This window comes from Kitasatospora sp. NPDC059817, assembly GCF_042731835.1.
Taxonomy (GTDB): Bacteria; Actinomycetota; Actinomycetes; order Streptomycetales; family Streptomycetaceae; genus Kitasatospora.
The window spans coordinates 1-18,699 of record NZ_JBHWIR010000079.1 but is presented as its reverse complement, the minus strand read 5'-3'; the positions used below and the strand labels follow the sequence as shown (position 1 = coordinate 18,699).

At 75.1% G+C, this 18,699-nt stretch carries 11 protein-coding genes; 8 read left to right on the top strand and 3 right to left on the bottom strand.

Annotated features, from left to right (window positions below; all coding sequences use genetic code 11):
* Nucleotides 1-46: 46 nt before the first annotated feature.
* Nucleotides 47-274, bottom strand: a complete 228-nt coding sequence (locus ACFV61_RS18725) for a DUF3107 domain-containing protein (RefSeq protein ID WP_063347919.1) — start codon at nucleotides 272-274, stop codon at nucleotides 47-49.
* Nucleotides 275-415: 141 nt separating this feature from the next.
* Nucleotides 416-1,066, bottom strand: coding sequence for a TetR/AcrR family transcriptional regulator (locus tag ACFV61_RS18720; RefSeq protein ID WP_063347918.1), 651 nt, complete (start codon nucleotides 1,064-1,066; stop codon nucleotides 416-418).
* A gap of 810 nt (nucleotides 1,067-1,876) precedes the next feature.
* On the opposite strand from ACFV61_RS18720, the gene ACFV61_RS18715 reads away from it, so the two are divergent.
* The 4 genes from ACFV61_RS18715 (at nucleotide 1,877) to moeZ (ending at nucleotide 7,171) form a co-directional block, all read left to right on the top strand.
* The gene (locus ACFV61_RS18715) at nucleotides 1,877-3,556 is read left to right on the top strand and encodes a DUF3492 domain-containing protein (RefSeq protein WP_380492755.1); all 1,680 of its coding nucleotides are present in this window, start codon (nucleotides 1,877-1,879) and stop codon (nucleotides 3,554-3,556) included.
* Nucleotides 3,556-4,656, top strand: a complete 1,101-nt coding sequence (locus ACFV61_RS18710; RefSeq protein ID WP_380492753.1) for a hypothetical protein — start codon at nucleotides 3,556-3,558, stop codon at nucleotides 4,654-4,656. The genes ACFV61_RS18715 and ACFV61_RS18710 overlap by 1 nt, the downstream gene beginning before the upstream one ends.
* 118 nt (nucleotides 4,657-4,774) lie before the next feature.
* Entirely contained in the window at nucleotides 4,775-5,764 is a 990-nt protein-coding gene (locus ACFV61_RS18705; protein WP_380492751.1) for an NAD-dependent epimerase/dehydratase family protein, read from the top strand.
* A gap of 228 nt (nucleotides 5,765-5,992) precedes the next feature.
* Nucleotides 5,993-7,171 (top strand): adenylyltransferase/sulfurtransferase MoeZ, encoded by a 1,179-nt coding sequence (moeZ, locus tag ACFV61_RS18700; RefSeq protein WP_380341410.1) that lies wholly within the window; start codon nucleotides 5,993-5,995, stop codon nucleotides 7,169-7,171.
* Between the two features lie 60 nt (nucleotides 7,172-7,231).
* On the opposite strand, the gene ACFV61_RS18695 is transcribed toward moeZ, so the two are convergent.
* Complete coding sequence (locus ACFV61_RS18695) at nucleotides 7,232-9,988, bottom strand: lysylphosphatidylglycerol synthase transmembrane domain-containing protein (RefSeq protein WP_244293375.1); 2,757 nt, start codon at nucleotides 9,986-9,988, stop codon at nucleotides 7,232-7,234.
* Between the two features lie 134 nt (nucleotides 9,989-10,122).
* On the opposite strand from ACFV61_RS18695, the gene ACFV61_RS18690 reads away from it, so the two are divergent.
* The 4 genes from ACFV61_RS18690 (at nucleotide 10,123) to ACFV61_RS18675 (ending at nucleotide 18,585) form a co-directional block, all read left to right on the top strand.
* Nucleotides 10,123-10,485 (top strand): MGMT family protein, encoded by a 363-nt coding sequence (locus tag ACFV61_RS18690; RefSeq protein ID WP_363372602.1) that lies wholly within the window; start codon nucleotides 10,123-10,125, stop codon nucleotides 10,483-10,485.
* Nucleotides 10,486-10,637: 152 nt separating this feature from the next.
* Nucleotides 10,638-13,955, top strand: coding sequence for an ATP-dependent helicase (locus ACFV61_RS18685; protein ID WP_380492749.1), 3,318 nt, complete (start codon nucleotides 10,638-10,640; stop codon nucleotides 13,953-13,955).
* 32 nt (nucleotides 13,956-13,987) lie between these two features.
* The gene (locus ACFV61_RS18680; RefSeq protein WP_380492747.1) at nucleotides 13,988-17,206 is read left to right on the top strand and encodes a UvrD-helicase domain-containing protein; all 3,219 of its coding nucleotides are present in this window, start codon (nucleotides 13,988-13,990) and stop codon (nucleotides 17,204-17,206) included.
* Between the two features lie 191 nt (nucleotides 17,207-17,397).
* Nucleotides 17,398-18,585 (top strand): PP2C family protein-serine/threonine phosphatase, encoded by a 1,188-nt coding sequence (locus ACFV61_RS18675; RefSeq protein ID WP_079135641.1) that lies wholly within the window; start codon nucleotides 17,398-17,400, stop codon nucleotides 18,583-18,585.
* Nucleotides 18,586-18,699 lie beyond the last annotated feature (114 nt).

Here is an 18,699-nt window from a genome sequence, read left to right as displayed (position 1 = left end):
GCTCCCTGGGGGAGCGGGGCACCGGGTGAGCAGCTCGGACGACGCCTCAGGCGGTGCCGAAGCCGACCTTGCGGGCGGCCTGCTCGCCGATCTCCACGTACGCCAGGCGCTCGGCCGGGACGATGACGCGGCGGCCGTGCTCGTCGGTCAGCGCGAAGAGCTTCTCCGAACCCTCCAGCGCCTTGGCGATCGCGCTCTGGATCTCATCGGCACTCTGCGTGCTCTCGATCACGATCTCGCGCGGCGTGTTCTGCACGCCGATCTTGACCTCCACGGCTTCCGTCCCTCCGGGGTTGCAGCCTCCACGCGCGGACACCCCGACCGCCTGGGACAAGCGTTCGCGACGACCGCGCCGTACGGCTTCACCATAGAGCACGGGATCACCGCGACGGCGAAGATCGGTGGATCACCCCTGCTAGAGGGCCTCCCCGCCCTCTGAAACGGGGTGCATCGGGAAGCCCTTCAGCCCGCGCCAGGCCAGGCTGGCGACCAGCCGCACCGCCTCGTCGCGGGGGATGTCCAGGCCCTGCGACAGCCAGTACCGGGCGGTGATCTGGGCCAGGCCGCAGACCCCGGCGGCGAGCAGCTTGGACTCCGCCTCGGGCAGGTCGGTGTCCTCCTGGATCACCTTGCTGACCAGCGTCGCGCTCGCCTCGGAGGCCCGCTCGACCCGCTCGCGCACGGCCGGCTCGTTGGTCAGGTCCGACTCGAAGACCAGGCGGAACGCGCCGGACTCGCTGGAGACGTAGTTGAAGTACGCCTCCATCGTCGCGGCCACCCGGAGCTTGTTGTCGGTGGTCGTCGACAGTGCGTCGCGGGTCGACTCGACCAGGGCGTCGCAGTGCTTGTCCAGCAGTGCCAGGTACAGCTCCAGCTTCCCGGGGAAGTGCTGGTACAGCACCGGCTTGCTGACCCCGGCGCGGTCGGCGATGTCGTCCATGGCGGCCGCGTGGTAACCCTGCGCGACGAACACCTCCTGGGCGGCACCGAGCAGTTGTTCACGGCGGGCGCTTCGCGGCAGGCGGGCACCGCGCGGGCGCTCCTGCGCCTCCTGGATGGCCGTCACGGCGCTCCTCACTTCGGTTGTTCGGGGCTGGCAAGAGGGCCGATTCTACTTTTCGGTAACCGCTTCCGCGTTCGGCGGGAGTGAGAAAAGGACCTCGGCCTCCTTGTCAGGAGCCCACAATACGGCGCTGACCTCGGCGTCGGCAGGGGTGTGACAGGGGCCGGAACGGCCGTCCCGGCCGCCGGAATCCGAACCTCGTGACGCACCGCACCGGCGGTGTCACCGAGCGCGGAGCACGGGCCGGGCATCGCGGACCCGGGGACCCCTCGCGGCGGCGAACAAGGTCACTCCCATCGTCCGTCATGAGCGGGGAGGTCGGCGACCGGCGCCCGGTCGCGCGGACCGCGCGGTAACGGCCCGGTTCGGGGCGAGGTCACGCTCGTTCACTCGTTCAGGTGGCAACCAGGCATGTGACCGATGGATTGCCCGGGCCCGGTCCTACCTTTCTGCTGTCGGACCGAACAGGTGTGGGGGAGGCCGCGGACGCCGGGGAAATCCGGGGGCGGCCGCACCCAGGGGGCCCGGCGGGTCGGGCCCGGCCCGCCGGAACGGGCGTGCGCCCGGGGGAACGGATCGCGGGAGGGGCGCGGCCGGACCGTCGGGCCGGACGGCCGCACCACCGCTCGGTGGTGCCCCGCCCCGGGGGAGCGTCGCGGTGTCGTACCCGGCCGACCGCACTCCTCGCCCCCGGACCGTCCCCGCCGCCGTGCGGGGCCGCCCCGGTGACCACTCAAGCCGCTCAAGCCATCCGCCGATCCCGCCCGCCCGTGATCCGCCCGCCCGTGATCCGCTCTGCCCTGGAGGTCTCCCGTGCGCATCGCCCTGCTCACCGAGGGTGCCCGCCCACATTCCCGGCGCGGCGCCGGAGGCTGGTGCGACCGGCTGGCCGCGGGCCTGCCGGAGCACGAGTTCGGGCTGTACCTGCTGACCGGCCAGGCCGGCCAGGGCGCCGCCGAGCGGCCGTCCCCCGCCTGGCGCGGGGCACGCGAGCTGGCGCTGTGGGGGCGCCGGCCGGGCGGCCGGGTGCCCGGCGCGCTGCGCAGACGCCAGTACGCCCGGGCGTACGAGGACCTGGTCAGAGCCCTGGTGCTGCCGGGGAAGCGGGCCGGCTTCGGGGCCGGGCTGTACCGGCTGGCCGTCCTCGCCCGGGAGGACGGCACGCTGCCCGCCTTCCTCGCCTCCGCGCACGCCCGGCGCACCCTGGAGCGGGTCTGGCGGCTGCCGGGCGCGGAGACCTCGGCCGGGCAGCCGCTGGTCCGCGACGTGCTGGTCGCGGCGGACCTGCTGGAGCAGTGCCTGCGGCCGCTGTCCGCGCCCTGGTACGGCACCGGGCCCGACGGCCTCGGCGGCGCCGACCTGTGCCACGTGGTCGGCGGCGGCCCCGCGGCGCTGCCCGCACTCGTCGCCCGGTACCTGCACGGGGTGCCGTTCGTGGTCACCGAGCACGGCCTGCACCTGCGCGAGCAGTACCTGGGCTACCGCGAGGCGCCGTACCGGTGGCCGGTCCGGGCGCTGCTGCTGGCGTACTTCCGGGCGCTCACCGAGGAGACCTACCGGCAGGCGGCCGTCCTGACCCCCGGCAGCGCCCACGACCAGCAGTGGCAGCGCCGCTGCGGGGCCGACCCGGCGCGCACCCGGGTGGTGTACGAGGGGACGCCCGCGGTGGTCCGCCCGGCGGCCGGGCCCGAGCCCGCCGCGCCGACCCTGGTGTGGGCGGGCGCGCTGGAGCCGGGGCGGGACACCGAACTGATGCTGCACGCCTTCGCGCAGGTGCACGCCGACCTGCCGCGGGCCCGGCTGGTGATCCACGGCGAGGAGGCCGCGCCCGGCTACCGGGCGCACTGCGCGGCGCTGGCCGAGCGGCTCGGACTGGCCGCGGCGGTGGACTTCGCCGGGCGGCCCGGCTCGCTCGCCGAGGTCTGGGAGGGCGGCACGCTGGCCGTCTTCTCCGCGCTGTCCCAGCGCAGCCCCCGGCTGCTCGCGGACGCGATGCTCAGCGGCCGGGCGGTGGTGTCCACCGACGTCGGGGTGGCCCGCGAGGTGGTCGGGCCGACCGGGCTGCTGGTGCCCGCCCGGGACCCGCGCGCGCTGGCCGGCGCCTGCCTGGCGCTGCTGCGCGACGAGGAGCGGCGCGCCCGGCTCGGGCTGGCCGGGCGGCTGCGGGCGCAGGAACGCTTCGCCGTGGAGCCGGTGATCGGCGCCTTCCGGGAGATCTACCTGGAGCTGGTCTCGCAGTACCCGGCCTTCCCCGGCGGTGGGGCCGGCGGCGCGGCGGGGGAGCCGCCGCGCCCGTTCGCCCGGCCGGCCGAGTACTGGCTCGCCGACGGCCGCCGCGCGCCGGACGGCCCGGGCGGCCAGGGCGCCCCGGACGCGGCGGACGGCCCCGACGGCCGCCACGGCGCCGGGCCGGCCGGGTCCGAGCGGTCGGAGGACGAGGGCGGCGACGCCGGCGCGCAAGAGCGCCCCGGCGCCCTCGCGGAGGCCGTCTGATGGCGGGCGGCGCGGCGCCGGGCGGCCCCGGGAGCCCGGTGGGGGACCCGGTGCGCGAGGTGATGGCCGAGCACCGGGCGCTGTGCGAGCGGGCCGTCGACCCGCTGGAGATCGCCGCCGGACTGGAGGAGGCCGGGCTCGGCCCGCAGGCCGTCGCACGCTGCCGGCACGCCGACCTGTTCTCGCTCGCCGAGGAGCTGTACGCGCGGGTGCCCCGCCGCCCGCCCCCGCCGGAGCCGCCGCCGGGCCGGGAGTGCGCCGCCGCGACCCGGGCGACGCTGACCGCCGCCGCGCTGGCCGCGCTGCCCTGCGCGGCCGTGGTCGCGCTCGGCGCCCGCTGGCCGGTGCTGCTGCCGGCCGCCGTCCCGCTGGTGCTGGTGCCCGCCCTGGCCGCGGACCCCGCCGTCGAGCCCGGCCCGCCGTGCACCGGCCCCTGCCGCGCGGTGGACGGGCTGGGCCCGGCGCGGGCGCCGCGGCGGGCCGGCTCCCGGTGGCGCCCGGCGGCGCTGGGGTACGGGCTGGGCCTGGCCGCGCTGCTGCTGCTCCCGCTGGCCGCGGCGGACGGGGACCGGCGGCTGACCGCCGCGCTGGTGCTGGCCGGGGCGGTGTCGGCCGGGTCGGCCGAGCGGGCGGCCCGCTGGTACCGGCAGGTCGGCCGCGGCCATCTCGGCGCGGCGGCCACGCTGGCCGAGTTCCGGTCCCGGATGCGGCCGGTGCTCCCGGTGGCGGTCGCCCTGCACCTGGCGGTGCTCGCGGTGCTGACATTCGCCGCGCTGGCGGTGCTGACCGTCCTCGCGCCGCGCCCCGGGCCGGGCCACGGCGGGGGCCTGCTGCACCTGGCGGCCGAACGGGCCGGCGCCGCGCAGTGGGCGGCGCAGGGCGTGCTGGGCCTGCTGCTGGTGCTGCCCGCGCTGCTGGCCCGCTGCGGCCGGACGACGGCCGCGGCGGCGGGGGCGCTGGCCGGGCCCGCCGTGGCGCTCGGGCTGCTCGCCCTGGGCCGCTCCGGGCCGACGGCCGGGCTGATCGGCGGCGGCGCGGTCGCCGCGGTGCTGCTGGCGTACGCCTGGGCCGTGCTCGGCCGGGCCGGTTCGCACCGCTGAGCCCCGCCCGCCGGTGCGGCCCCGGGTGCCGCCCCCTTCTCGTTGCTCTCACTCAGTCCGCTCTTGATTTCAGTCCGCCAGGTCGTCCCCGACCTCGCTTCGTGGAAGGACGCCCCCGATGAGGGTGCTGCTGCTGGGCGCCGACGGTTTCATCGGCCGCCGGGTCACCGATCGTCTGCTCATGGACCAGGAGTTGCAGGTGACGGTGCTCGGCCGGCGCGACTCGGCCGACATCCGCTTCGACCTGACCACCGGAAGCCCGGGCGCGCTGGCCCGGTTCCTGGACGCGGTCGCGCCGCAGGTGGTGATCAACTGCGCGGGCGCCACCTACGGCAGCTCGCGCACCCTGATCCGGTCGAACACGCTGGCCGTCGCCACCGTCTGCGAGGCGATCCGGCGCAGCCGGGAGCCGGCCCGGCTGGTGCACGTCGGCTCGGCCGCCGAGTACGGCCCGGTGCCGGGCGGGGTGCCGGTGTCGGAGCAGGCCGAGCCGCGGCCGGTCGGCCCGTACGGGGTGTCCAAGCTGGCCGGGACGGAGCTGGTGCTGGCATCGGGCCTGGACGCGGCGGTGCTGCGGGTGTTCGACGTGGTGGGCCCGGGGGCGCCGACCGCCTCGCTGTTCGGGCGGCTCGCGGAGGGGCTGCGGCGGGCTCTGGAGCGGGACGAGTCCCAGGTGCGGATGCCGGACCTGTCCGGATACCGGGATTTCGTGGACGTGCGGGACGTCGCGCGGGCGATCCAGGCGGCGGCGGTGTCGGCCGCCACCGGGGTGGTCAACATCGGCAGCGGGCACGCCGTCCGGGCCCGGGACGCGGCCCAGCTGCTGGTCCGGGCGTCCGGCTTCGAGGGGGCGATCGTCGAGGAGAACCGGCAGGTCCTGCTGCCCGCGCAGGCCGGCGGCCCGGTCGGCGACCACCTGCCCGGCCACCACCTGCCGGGCCACCGGGTGGAGGGCCACCGGCCGGAGGGCCGGGTCGCGGCGGGGGAGCCGGTGCCGTGGCGGCAGGCGGACGTGCGCACCGCCCGGGACCGTCTCGGCTGGCGGACACAGGTGCCGCTGGAGGAGTCGCTCGGGGACGTCTGGCTGGAGACGGCCTGCCGGGTCTGAGCGGTCACCGGGAGCGCCCCGGGCCTGTCGGCACAGGCCTGGGGCGCTTTTCCGGGCTCCCGCGGGCGGTCCCACGATCCGACGCCGGCTGTCTCGCCCATCGGACGAGCTGTCTCGGAATACCGGAGGGGCGTGACACTGTTGGCCTAGGAGCCACCCGCGTGGCGGCGCAGCAACCACCATGAGGCTGGCCCAGGCCACCTGAACCAGACACCCATCGGAGTCCCCGTGTCGTTGCCACCCCTGGTCGAGCCGGCTGACGAGCTCACCGTTGACGAGGTCCGCAGGTACTCCCGCCACCTGATCATCCCCGACGTGGGCATGGCCGGGCAGAAGCGGCTGAAGAACGCCAAGGTGCTGTGCGTCGGCGCCGGCGGCCTGGGCTCGCCCGCGCTGATGTACCTCGCCGCGGCCGGTGTCGGCACGCTGGGCATCGTCGAGTTCGACGTGGTCGACGAGTCGAACCTGCAGCGCCAGATCATCCACGGCCAGTCGGACGTGGGCCGCTCCAAGGCGGAGTCGGCGCGGGACTCGGTCAAGGAGATCAACCCCTACGTCGACGTGATCCTCCACGAGGAGCGCCTCGACAACTCCAACGTCATGGAGATCTTCGCCGGCTACGACCTGATCGTGGACGGCACCGACAACTTCGCCACCCGCTACCTGGTGAACGACGCCGCGGTGCTGCTCGGCAAGCCGTACGTGTGGGGCTCGATCTACCGCTTCGACGGCCAGGCCAGCGTGTTCTGGGCCGAGCACGGCCCCTGCTACCGCTGCCTCTACCCGGAGGCCCCGCCGGCGGGCATGGTCCCCTCCTGCGCCGAGGGCGGCGTGCTGGGCGTGCTGTGCGCGTCCATCGGCTCGATCCAGGTCACCGAGGCGATCAAGCTGCTGGCCGGCGTGGGCGACCCGCTGGTCGGCCGGCTGATGATCTACGACGCCCTGGAGATGAACTACCGCCAGGTGAAGGTCCGCAAGGACCCGGACTGCGCCGTCTGCTCCGAGCACCCGACGGTCACCGAGCTGATCGACTACGAGGCCTTCTGCGGCGTCGTGTCGGAGGAGGCGCAGGCCGCCGCCGCGGGCTCGACCGTCACCTCGGCGCAGCTCAAGCAGTGGCAGGACGACAAGGAGGACATCTTCCTGATCGACGTCCGCGAGCCCGGCGAGTACGAGATCGTCAACATCCCCGGCGCGGTGCTGATCCCGAAGAACGAGTTCCTCATGGGCGACGCCCTGGAGAAGCTGCCGCAGGACCGCAAGATCGTGCTGCACTGCAAGTCGGGCGTGCGCTCGGCCGAGGTGCTGGCCGTGGTCAAGGCGGCCGGCTTCGCCAACGCCGTCCACCTGGGCGGCGGCGTGCTCGGCTGGGTCAACCAGATCGAGCCGCACAAGCCCGTCTACTAGAACGCCGGAACGTGCAGGAAGGGCCCGCCTCGGCGGGCCCTTCCGCGTATCCGGTGGACGTCAGAGCGCGCCGCGGCGCTGCAGCATGTTGTAGGAGATCCAGCCCGGCAGCACCGGCAGCCAGAAGGTGAGCGCCCGGTAGAGGAAGACCGCCGGGGTGGCGACCGCCGGCGACACGTCCGCGACCGTCAGGGCGCCGATCAGGGCGACCTCGACCGGGCCGATGCCGCCCGGGGTGGGGATCGCCGAGCCGGCCGCGTTGGCGGTCAGGAAGACCACCGCGACCGCCGAGAAGCTGACGTCGCCGCCGAAGGCCTGCACCGAGGCGTCCAGGCAGGCGGTGAAGGACAGGGTCAGCAGCAGGATGCCGCCGAAGCCGGTGACCAGCTTGCTGGGCGTCTGCATCAGGTCGAGCATCCGCGGCACCACGCCGAAGAACAGCGAGCGCAGCCGGCCCAGGACGAACCGGCGCAGTGGCGCGACCGCCGCCACCACCAGGGCGAGCACGGCGGCGGTCAGCACGCCGATGATCACCGCGCGGGAGGCGGACAGGTCGCCGTTGGTCTGGCTGCCGGTGATCAGGCCGAAGCTGAACAGCAGCAGCAGGTGCCCGGCCAGGCCGGCCAGCTGGGAGGCGCCGACCGAGGCCACCGCCTGGCCGGAGCGGATCCCGGCCTTCTGTAGGTAGCGGGTGTTGAGCGCGATGCCGCCGATCGCGGCGGGCGCGACCAGCTTGACGAAGGAGCCGGCCAGCTGGGCCGCGACGGTGCGCCGGAACGGCAGCTTCTCCGGGACGAAGCCGGTCAGGCTCATCGCGGCGGCGACGTAGCTGAACGCGGCCGCCAGCAGGGCCGCCGCCGCCCAGACCCAGTCCATCTGGGAGAGCTTGAGCTGGGCCGGCTTGATGGTGGTCAGCGCCAGGTAGGCGGCGAAGGTGAGCGCGATCACCATGATCAGGCTCTTCGGCTTCAGCCGCTCCAGCTTGGCCGGCTCCATCGGTGCCTCGGGGGCGATCTGGAGGATCTGGCCGCGGATGCGGCTCAGCAGGTCCTCGCCGGCCACCGCGATGTCCTCCTCGGCCTGCTGCTGGGTGCGCTCGCCGGCCGCGACCTGCTCCAGCGCCCTGGCCCGGGCGACGGTCTTGCGCTCCTTGGTGAGCCGCGAGAGGTCGACCCTGGTGGAGCGGCTCATCCCGACCGGCTGGAGCAGCGGCAGCGCCTGGGCGACCCGGTCGGCGCCGAGCACCGCGTTGGCGGTGGCGACGGCCCGCTCCGGGCCGATCCGCAGCGCGAAGGTGGTGACCAGCTGGGCGACGTCGATGCGCAGCGTCAGGTCGGTGGCGGCGATGTCGCCGCCGGAGAGGTTGACCAGGCAGGCCGTCCTCTCGTCCACCACCAGCAGCGACTCGCCGGTCAGCCGGCGGTGGGCGATCCGGCGCTCGTGCAGGGCCGCCACCGACTCCCAGAGCGAGGCCATCACCTGGTCGGTGACCTCCTCGTCGGAGAGCTCGTCCAGGATGCGGCCCTCGACCTTGCCGTAGACCAGGATCGCGGCGTCCGGACCCAGCTCGGAGGTGGCGACCAGCTGCGGCGCGCGGGCGCCCGAGGCGGCCGCCGCGTAGGCGATCAGGGCCTCCTGCTCCAGCGCCTGGCGCAGCGACTGCGGGCTGCGGCGCACCGCCACCGAGCGCAGCCGCAGCCGCCGCCAGGCCCGGTAGAAGAAGCCGGAGGCCTGCTGCTCGCGGTCGATGATGTGGACGTCCAGCGGCGGGCCGCTCTGCTGGGTGACGTAGTAGCGGCGGGTGCCGCCGGGTGCGTCCGGGGCGCGGTGGGCGCTCTCCGGGGTGAAGCCGACCTTGCGCAGGCCGATCATCAGGTGCTGGCCGGTGGGCCGGATGTTCGGGGAGCCGATCGCGTACAGCGTGCCGTACGCGACGGACCAGCCGATCAGGACGGTGAGCAGCAGCGACAGCGGGGTGGTGTAGCCGCCGAGCAGTTCGGTGATCCCGCTGAAGACCACCACCACCCATAGGGCGACCCGCCACCGGGGGCGGCTCGACATGCCGACCGCGGTCATGTAGGCGATCACCGGGGCGAGGTAGCCGTGCACCGGGTCGGTGAGGGTGCCGTTGCTGTCCATCGGCAGCCTGGTCAGCGCGTCCCGGATGTGGTCGGAGGCGCCTTCGGCCACCCACCAGTCGATGCCCAGTGAGACGCCGTAGGCGAGCACCGAGGCGAGCACGCCGTCGGCGACCCGCAGGCCGTCGCGTTTGATCAGCCGCTCGACCGCGAAGGCCAGCGGTACGGCGAGCACCGCGACGCTGGAGAGCAGGCCGGTGATCGTGGAGAGCACCGCGGAGAAGTGCGGCGCGTTGGTGGCGATGTCCTGTTCGATGCCGGTGGTGGTCGAGGTGGCGATGCCCGCCAGCACGAAGACGGCGACTATGCCGAGGACGCCGGCCAGGAAGCGGATCAGGTCGGACGGGCGGTGCGCCCGGGCGGCGAGCAGGGGCTCGTCGACGTCCAGGTGCGGGGTGTCGCCCAGCGGGTCGTGGTAGTCGGGCAGCGGGCGCCGGGCCGGCGGCGCGGCGGCGGCCGGATCCCCGGGGGCTTCGGCGGCCGGTTCCCCGGGGGCTTCGGCGGGTTCGGCGGGTTCTTCGGAGGCCTCGGCGGGCGCGGGGGTCTTGATCGTCAGGTCCTTGATCAGGGAGACTTCCGGTGTCGGCCCGGTCGCGGGCCCATCACCGGGAGCCGAGGGCACGGCGGCGGCGGACTCGTCGGAGTCCTCGTCCACACCCACGTCAGCCGTCCCGGTCATCTGGTCTTGTCCTCGTATCACCACTCACCGCCCCGAAGATGGTGGCATGCCTCGGCGCCCCGTGCTGGACAGGGGCCGGATCGGGCGCGGCGGATCGTTCGTACGGGGCCGCGGGTGCGCCCCCGTGAGGAAGAATGCCGCAGGTGACGGACGTAACAGACGACGGCCTCCCGGACACCCTGCCACCCTTCGCCGAACTGGTGCTCGACCTGACCGAGCGGATTCCACCCGGCAGGGTGATGACCTACGGGGACGTTGCCGAGTACCTCGGCCAGGGCGGCCCCCGGCAGGTCGGCCGGGTGATGGCCCTGTACGGCGGCTCGGTCCCCTGGTGGCGGGTCATCCGCGCCGACGGCCGCTTCCTGCCCGGACACGAGCACCGCGCCCTCGCCCACTACGGCGAGGAGGGCACCCCGCTGCGCGAACTCGCCGACCCGCCCCGGGTCGACCTGCGGCGGGCCCGCTGGGACGGGCGGGAGCCGGGCGGCGAGCAATGAGGTCGCCGCAAAATGGGGATGCCGCGGACCGGGGGATGCCGCGAAACGGCCGCGCGGACGGGAATGACGGGGCAGGATCGTAGGCTCGATACGGGCGGGCCCCGGCGGGCCCGCCCGGCCACGCCTCCAGCACAACCCCAGGATCCGCCTCCGTGAGTTCCCCGTACCGGCTCGTGCGCAGCCCGCTCGTCCAGCCCGCCCCACCCGTGCTGGACGAGTACCAGCGCGCCGTGGTCGAGCACGGCGGCGGGCCGCTGCTGGTGCTCGCCGGCCCCGGGACGGGCAAGACCACCACCCTGGTCGAGGCCGTCGCCCGGCGGATCGAGCACGGCACCGACCCCGAGCGCATCCTCGTCCTCACCTTCAGCCGCAAGGCCGCGACGGAACTGCGCGACCGGATGTCCGCCCGGCTCGGCTCCTCCTCGGCCGCCCCCCAGGCCACCACCTTCCACTCCTTCAGCTACGCCCTGCTGCGCGCCCACCAGGACCCGCAGGACTACGCCGAACCGCTGCGGCTGCTCTCCGGCCCCGAGCAGGACGTCATGGTCCGCGAACTGCTGGCCGGCGGCGCCGAGGACGCGAAGCTCGGCAGCTCCCGGATCCACTGGCCGCTCGACCTGCGGGCCTGCCTGACCACCCGCGGCTTCGCCGACGAGGTCCGCGCCGTCCTCGCCCGCAGCCGCGAGCTGGGCCTGGGCGAAGCCGAACTGGAGCGCTTCGCCCAAGGCGTCCAGCGCCCCGACTGGGCCGCCGCCGCGCACTTCCTCGCCGACTACCTCGACGTGCTCGACCTGCGCGGCGTCCTCGACTACGCCGAACTCGTCCACCGGGCCGTCCTGCTCGCCGAACGCCCCGAGGTCGCCGAACAACTGCGGCGGCGCTACGAGGTGGTGTTCGTCGACGAGTACCAGGACACCGACCCCTCCCAGGTCCGGCTGCTGCGCCAGCTGGCCGGCGGCGGCCGCGAACTCGTCGCGGTCGGCGACCCCGACCAGTCGATCTACGCCTTCCGCGGCGCCGACATCAACGGCATCCTCGACTTCCCGCAGACCTTCCGCCGGGCCGACGGCGAACCCGCCGACGTCAAGGTGCTGCGCGTCTCCCGCCGCTCCGGCGCCGTCCTGCTCGCCGCCTCCCGGGAGCTCGCCCGGCGGATGCCGATGGGCCGGCTGCCCGCCGACAAGCTCGCCCAGCACCGCGCGCTGCTGCCCTCCCGCGAGGGCGGCCGGGCCGAGGTCTACACCTACCCCACCCCCGGCGCCGAACTCGACTCGATCGCCGACCTGCTGCGCCGCGCCCACCTGGAGGACGGCTTGCCCTGGGGCGAGATGGCCGTCCTGGTCCGGGCCGGCGCCCGCTCCATCCCCGGCGTACGGCGGGCGCTCAGCGCGGCCGGCGTCCCGCTGGAGATCGACGGCGACGACCTGCCGCTGCGCGAGGAGCCGGCCGTCGCCCACCTGCTGCTCGCCCTGCGGGTCTGCGCCGAGCAGGCCGCCCGCGACCGGCACGGCGACCCCGACACACCCGACCCGCTCACCACCGACCTGGCCCACGCCCTGCTCACCGGCCCGCTCGGCGGCCTCGACGGCTCCGACCTGCGCCGCCTCGGCCGCGCCCTGCGCGAGGAGGAACGCGCCGCCCTGCGCGCCGACGGGGACCCGGCCGCCCCCCGCCCGGCCGGCGACCTGCTGCGCGAGGCCCTCGCCGAACCCGAGCGGCTGATCGCCCTCGACCCCGCCCACGCCCGCCGGGCCCGCGACCTCGGCACCCTGCTACGCAAGGTCCGCGAACGCCTCGCCGGCGGCTGCACCGCCGAGGAGGCGCTCTGGGAGCTGTGGGACGGCAGCCGCCGCTGGCGCGAACGCCTGGAACGGGCCGCCCTGCGCGGCGGCGCCGCCGGCCGCAACGCCGACCGCGACCTCGACGCGCTGTGCGCCCTGTTCGAGACCGCCGCCCGCGCCGAGGAGCAGGTCACCGGCCACCGCGGCGCCCTCGACCTGCTCGCCGAGCTCGACGCCCAGGACATCGCCGCCGACACCCTCACCGTCCGGGCCGTGCGCCCCGAGGCCGTCCGGCTGATGACCGCCCACCGCTCCAAGGGCCTGGAATGGCGCCTGGTCGTCGTCGCCGGCGTCCAGGACGGCCTCTGGCCCGACCTGCGCCGCCGCGGCTCCCTGCTGGAGGCCGACCGGATCGGCCGCGACGGCCTCGCCGAACCGCTCTCCCCGGGCGCCCTGCTCGGCGAGGAGCGCCGGCTCTTCTACGTCGCCGCGACCCGCGCCCGGGAACGGCTGATCGTCACCGCCGTCAAGGCCCCCGCCGACGACGGCGACGAGCCCTCCCGCTTCCTGCGCGAGCTCTACCGCGAGGACGTCGACCCGCGGACCGGCAAGGTCGTGCGCCGCACCCCGCCCGTCGTCGTCGAGGACGTCACCCACCGCCCGCGCCGCCCGCTGTCCGTCGCCGCACTGGTCGCCGAACTGCGGGCCGTCACCGTCGACCCGGCCCGCTCGCCCGAACTGCGCCGGGCCGCCGCCGAACGGCTCGCCCTGCTCGCCACCGCCACCGACGACGAGGGCCAGCCGCTGGTGCCCGCCGCCCGCCCCGACCGCTGGTGGGGCCTGGCCGACGCCACCGCCGCCCCCGACCCGCTGCGCAGCGCCGACCTGCCGGTGCGGCTGTCCGGCAGCGGCCTGGAACAACTGGAGAACTGCTCGCTGCAGTGGTTCCTGGACAAGGAGGTCAAGGCCCGCGCAGCCGGCTCCGCCGCCCAGGGCTTCGGCAACGTCGTGCACGCGCTCGCCGACGAGGTCGGCTCCGGGCGCACCCCCGCCGACCTCGCCGTCCTGATGGAACGCCTGGACACCGTCTGGGACGCGCTGGCCTTCGACGCGCCCTGGAAGTCCCACCAGGAGAAGACCCAGGCCCGCGCCGCCCTGGAGCGCTTCCTCAACTGGCACGTGCTGGAACGCGGCCGCGACCTCGTCGCCACCGAGCACGGCTTCGACGTCACCCTCGACGCCGGCGGCGTCTCGGTGCGCATCCGCGGCTCGATGGACCGTGTCGAGAAGGACGCGGCCGGGCGCGCCTACGTCGTCGACTTCAAGACCGGCAAGCAGATCCCCACCGACAAGTCGCTGCCCGAGCACAAGCAGCTCGCCGTCTACCAGCTCGCCGTCCGCGCCGGGGCCCTCAACGAACTGCCCGGCTTCGCCGACCGCCCCCCGGCCACCGGCGGTGCCGAACTCGTCCACCTGCGCGAGCCCGCCGCCAAGGCCGCCCAGGACGCCCCCAAGGTGCAGCGGCAGGACCCGCCGGAGGGCGAGCCGTGGATCGAGAACCTGCTCGCCGACGCGGCCGGCCGGGTCCTCGCCGAGCGCTTCGTCCCGCAGACCGGCGGCGGCTGCGACCGCTGCACTTTCCGCCGCAGCTGCTCCGCCCAGCGGGACGGGGCGCAACTCGTCGAGTGAAGGTTGTCCGCCGCTCCGGTTAACGTTGCGGGGTGACCGCCGTGCTCAGCCATCCCGACCAGCTCAAGGAGCTGCTGGGCATCCCGTTCAACCGGGAGCAGATGGCGGCCATCGGCGCCCCCCTGGAACCGGCCGTGATCGTGGCCGGCGCCGGCTCCGGCAAGACCACGGTGATGGCCGCCCGGGTGGTCTGGCTGGTCGGCTCCGGCGCCGTCCGGCCCGAGGAGGTGCTCGGCCTCACCTTCACCAACAAGGCCGCCGGCGAACTCGCCGAACGCGTGCGCACCGCCCTGCTGCGGGCCGGCGTCACCGGGCAGGACGGCGCGGAGCCGCTCGGCGAACCGGAGATCTCCACCTACCACGCCTTCGCCGGCCGGCTGCTCAAGGAGCACGGCCTGCGGATCGGCATCGAACCCGACGTGCGGCTGCTCGCCGACGCCACCCGCTTCCAGCTCGCCGCCAAGGTGCTGCGCACCGCCCGCGGCCCGTTCCCCGCGCTCACCGGCACCTTCGCCAACCTCGTCGCCGACCTGATCGCCCTGGACGGCGAACTCGCCGAGCACCTGGTCGAGCCGGACACCCTGCGCGCCCACGACGAGGACCTGCTGGACACCCTCGCCACCGTCAAGCTCACCAACGACGACCTGCGGGCCGTCCCCGCCACCGCCCGGGCCCGGCTGGAGCTGCTGCGCCTGGTCGAGGACTACCGGCGCCGCAAGCACACCGCCGGGCTGATGGACTTCGGCGACCAGATAGCCGCCGCCGCCCGGCTCGCCCAGCAGCGGCCCGAGGTCGGCGCGCTGCTCCGCGGCCAGTTCCGGGTCGTGCTGCTCGACGAGTACCAGGACACCTCGGTCGCCCAGCGGCTGATGCTGGCCGGCCTGTTCGGCGCCGGCCCCGGTCCCGGTCATCCTTTTGCCGGCCACCCCGTCACCGCCGTCGGCGACCCCTGCCAGGCGATCTACGGTTGGCGCGGCGCCTCCGTCGCCAACCTCGACGAGTTCCCCCGGCACTTCCCGAAGGCCGACGGCCGCCCCGCCGCCCGCTACGCGCTCAGCGAGAACCGCCGCAGCGGCGGCCGGCTGCTCGCCTTCGCCAACGAACTCGCCGCGCCGCTGCGGGCCATGCACGAGGGCGTCGAGGCGCTGCGCCCGGCCCCCGGCGCCGAGCAGGACGGCTACGTGCGGGCGGCGCTGCTGCCCACCCACGCCGAGGAGGTCGACTGGCTCGCCGACTCGATCGCCCACCTGGTGCGCACCGGCACCGCGCCCGGCCGGATCGCCGTGCTGTGCCGCGGCGGCGCGGCCTTCCCGGACATCCACGCCGCCCTGGTCGCCCGCGAGGTGCCGGTCGAGGTGGTGGGCCTGGGCGGGCTGCTGCAACTGCCCGAGGTGGCCGACCTGGTGGCGGTCTGCGAGGTGCTCCAGGACCCGACCGCCAACGCCGCGCTGGTGCGCCTGCTGATCGGCCCGCGCTGGCGGATCGGCCCGCGCGACCTCGCCCTGCTCGGGCGCCGGGCCGCCGACCTGGTGCGCACCGACCGGCCCGAGGGCGTGGAGGCGCTGACGGCGGCCGTCGCCGAGGCCGACCCCACCGAGGTGGTCTCGCTCGCCGACGCGGTGGAGACCTTCCTCGACGCGGAGCAGCCCGACGAACTGCCCTTCTCCGCCGAGGCCAGGGTCCGCCTGGCCCGCCTCGGCCAGGAGCTGCGCGACCTGCGCCGCTCGCTCGCCGACCCGCTGATGGACGTGCTGCACCGGGTGCTGGCCGTCACCGGCCTGGAGGTCGAACTCGCCGCCTCCCCGCAGGCGCTGGCCGCCCGGCGGCGCGAGACCCTGCACGCCTTCCTGGACGTCGCCGCCTCCTTCGCCGACCTCGACGGCGACCCCGGCCTGGCCGCCTTCCTCGGCTTCCTGCGCGCCGCCCAGGAGTACGAGCGCGGCCTGGACAGCAGCCTGCCCGGCGGCGAGGACACCGTGAAGGTGCTCACCGCGCACAAGTCCAAGGGCCTGGAGTGGGACGTCGTCGCCGTCCCCGGCCTGGTCAAGGGCTCGTTCCCGTCCACCACCTCGCGCGAGCGCTGGACCAGCAGCAAACGGGTGCTCCCGCACGCCCTGCGCGGCGACGCGGACACCCTGCCCGACGTGCGCGGCGGGTGGGACGGCAAGGCCATGACCGCGTTCAAGCGGCAGCTGGCCGAGCACTCCGGCACCGAGGAACTGCGCCTGGGCTACGTCGCGTTCACCCGCCCGCGCACGCTGCTGCTGGCCTCCGGGCACTGGTGGGGGCCCAGCCAGAAGACCGTCCGCGGCCCGTCCGCCTTCCTGGAGCAGCTGCGCGAGCACTGCGAGCGGCCCGGCGCCGGGGAGGTCGAGCACTGGGCCGAGCAGCCCGAGAAGGGCGCCGAGAACCCGGCGCTGGCCGATCCCGTCGAGCGCCCCTGGCCGCTTCCGCTGGACCCGGCCGCCCAGCTGGCCCGCCGCCGGGTCGCCGAGGTGGTGCACGCCCGGCTGGCCGGCGCGCCCGCCCCCGAACCCGAGCCGATGGCTGCCGAGGACCAGCGCCAGGCGGCCTCCTGGGACCGCGACCTCACCGCGCTGCTGGGCGAGTTGGAGCGCTCCCGGCGCACCGCCCGCGACGTGCCGCTGCCCGCCGCGCTGTCCGCCACCCAACTGCTGCGCCTGGCCGCCGACCCGGACGGCTTCGCGCGCGACCTGGCCCGGCCGATGCCGCGCCCGCCGCAGCCGGCCGCCCGGCGGGGCACCCGCTTCCACGCCTGGGTGCAGTCCCGGATCGAACCGCTGCTGCTGATCGAGCCGGGCGCGCTGCCCGGCGCCGACGACGACGGCATCGAGGACGAGCAGGACCTGGAGCGGCTCAAGGAGGCGTTCCTGCGCACCCCGTACGCCCAGCGCCGGCCGCACCGGGTGGAGGCGCCGTTCCAGCTGGTGCTCGGGGGGCGGGTGGTGCGCGGCCGGATCGACGCGGTATACCGGGACGGTGACGTGACGTCAGTAACCGGTGGCGCGTCACGCTACGAAGTGGTGGACTGGAAGACCCACCGCGAGGAGACCGCCGACCCGTTGCAGCTCGCGGTCTACCGGATCGCCTGGGCCGAGCAGGCGGGCGTTCCGCCGGAGCAGGTCACGGCTTCCTTCCTGTACGTCCGCAGCGGGCGGATCGTCCGTCCGACAGGACTTCCCGACCGAAAAGAGTTGGAACGGCTCCTGATCGGGAACAGTGAAGAATGAGTCACGCAGAGCATTCAAGTCATCACGGCAGCGCCCGAAACCTGTGCGCCATGCACGTTTCGTGCCTATTGTGGGGTCGGTAACCGGTCAACCCCCGTGCTCCGGCCGCCAGCGAGGCCCGCATTCCCTAACCCTCAGTCATCACCGCAGGTGCCCCCGGGCATCGGCGTCTTCTGCTGGAGTAACCGACGTTGAGCGCGACCGGATGGATCAGAGAGCGGTTCACCGGGCCGACCCCGGGACCCGCTCCGGGCACGACCGGCACCTGGCCGAGGACGGCGCTCGCGCTGCCCTTCATCGGCATGGCGCTGATCGTCGCCCTCGACTTCGTCAGCAACACCGAGGTGACGGTCGAACCGGCCCTCACCGCCGTCCCCGCGCTGGCCGCCGTGGTCAGCCACCGAACCTGGTACCCGCTCGCCATCGGCCTCTTCACCGAGGCGGTGGCCTTCCTGATGGCCTTCCGCAGCGACGCCCTCGACCAGTCCGTGCACGCCGCCAGCGTCTTCGCGATCCTGCTGGTCGCCCTGATCGGCTGGGTCAGCGCCACCCTTCGGCTGCGCCAGGAGCGGGCGCTGGCCGACGCCCAGCTCGTCGCCTCGATCGCCCGCCGGGTGCTGCTGCGGCCCGTCCCCGAGCGGGTCGGCACCGTCCAGGCGGCCGTCCACTACGAGGCCGCCGCCGCGCACGCCAGGATCGGCGGCGACCTGTACGAGGTGGTCAACACCCGGCACGGGGTGCGGGCCGTGGTCGGCGACGTCCGCGGCAAGGGCCTCGGCGCGGTCGAGACCGCCGCCGCCGTCCTCGGCGCCTTCCGCGAGGCCGCGCACCAGGAGCCCGCGCTGGACCGGGTCGCCGGCTGGCTGGCCGTCAGCCTCGACCGGGCCCTGCACGAGAACGACCACCCGGGCGTGGAGGAGGAGTTCGTCACCCTGGTGCTGATCGGCGTCGGCGCGGACGGCACCGCGGAACTGGTCAACTGCGGCCACCCCTCGCCGCTGCTGCTGCGCGGCGGGGACGTCCGGCCGCTCGAACTCGCCGAGACCGTCCCGCCGCTGGGCGTCCTCGACCCGGCCGACGTCCGGCCGCCGGTGCACCGGGTGGCACTGCGGCCCGGCGACCGGGTCCTGCTGTTCACCGACGGGGTGATCGAGGCCCGCGACCGCTCCGGCGCCTTCTACCCGCTCGCCGAACGCCTCCCGCGCTGCGCCGACGGCCGCCCGGCGGACGTCCTGCAGCGCCTGCACGAGGACGTGGTGCGCCACGTCGGCCGCCAACTCGGCGACGACGCGGCCATGCTGCTCCTCCAGTACGCGCCGGCCCCCGCCGCCGGCCCCCAACTACCGCACCAGCACGGCATCCTGTCCCGCCAGCGCTAGGCTCGGACAGGACCTAGGTCCAATGCCAGTGACTTTGGTGTGTCTGTCTCGTTGGTTGTGGTGTGGCGAGGGTGGGGCAGGTCAAGTCGTGTGCGGGTGAGCGGTTGTCGGATC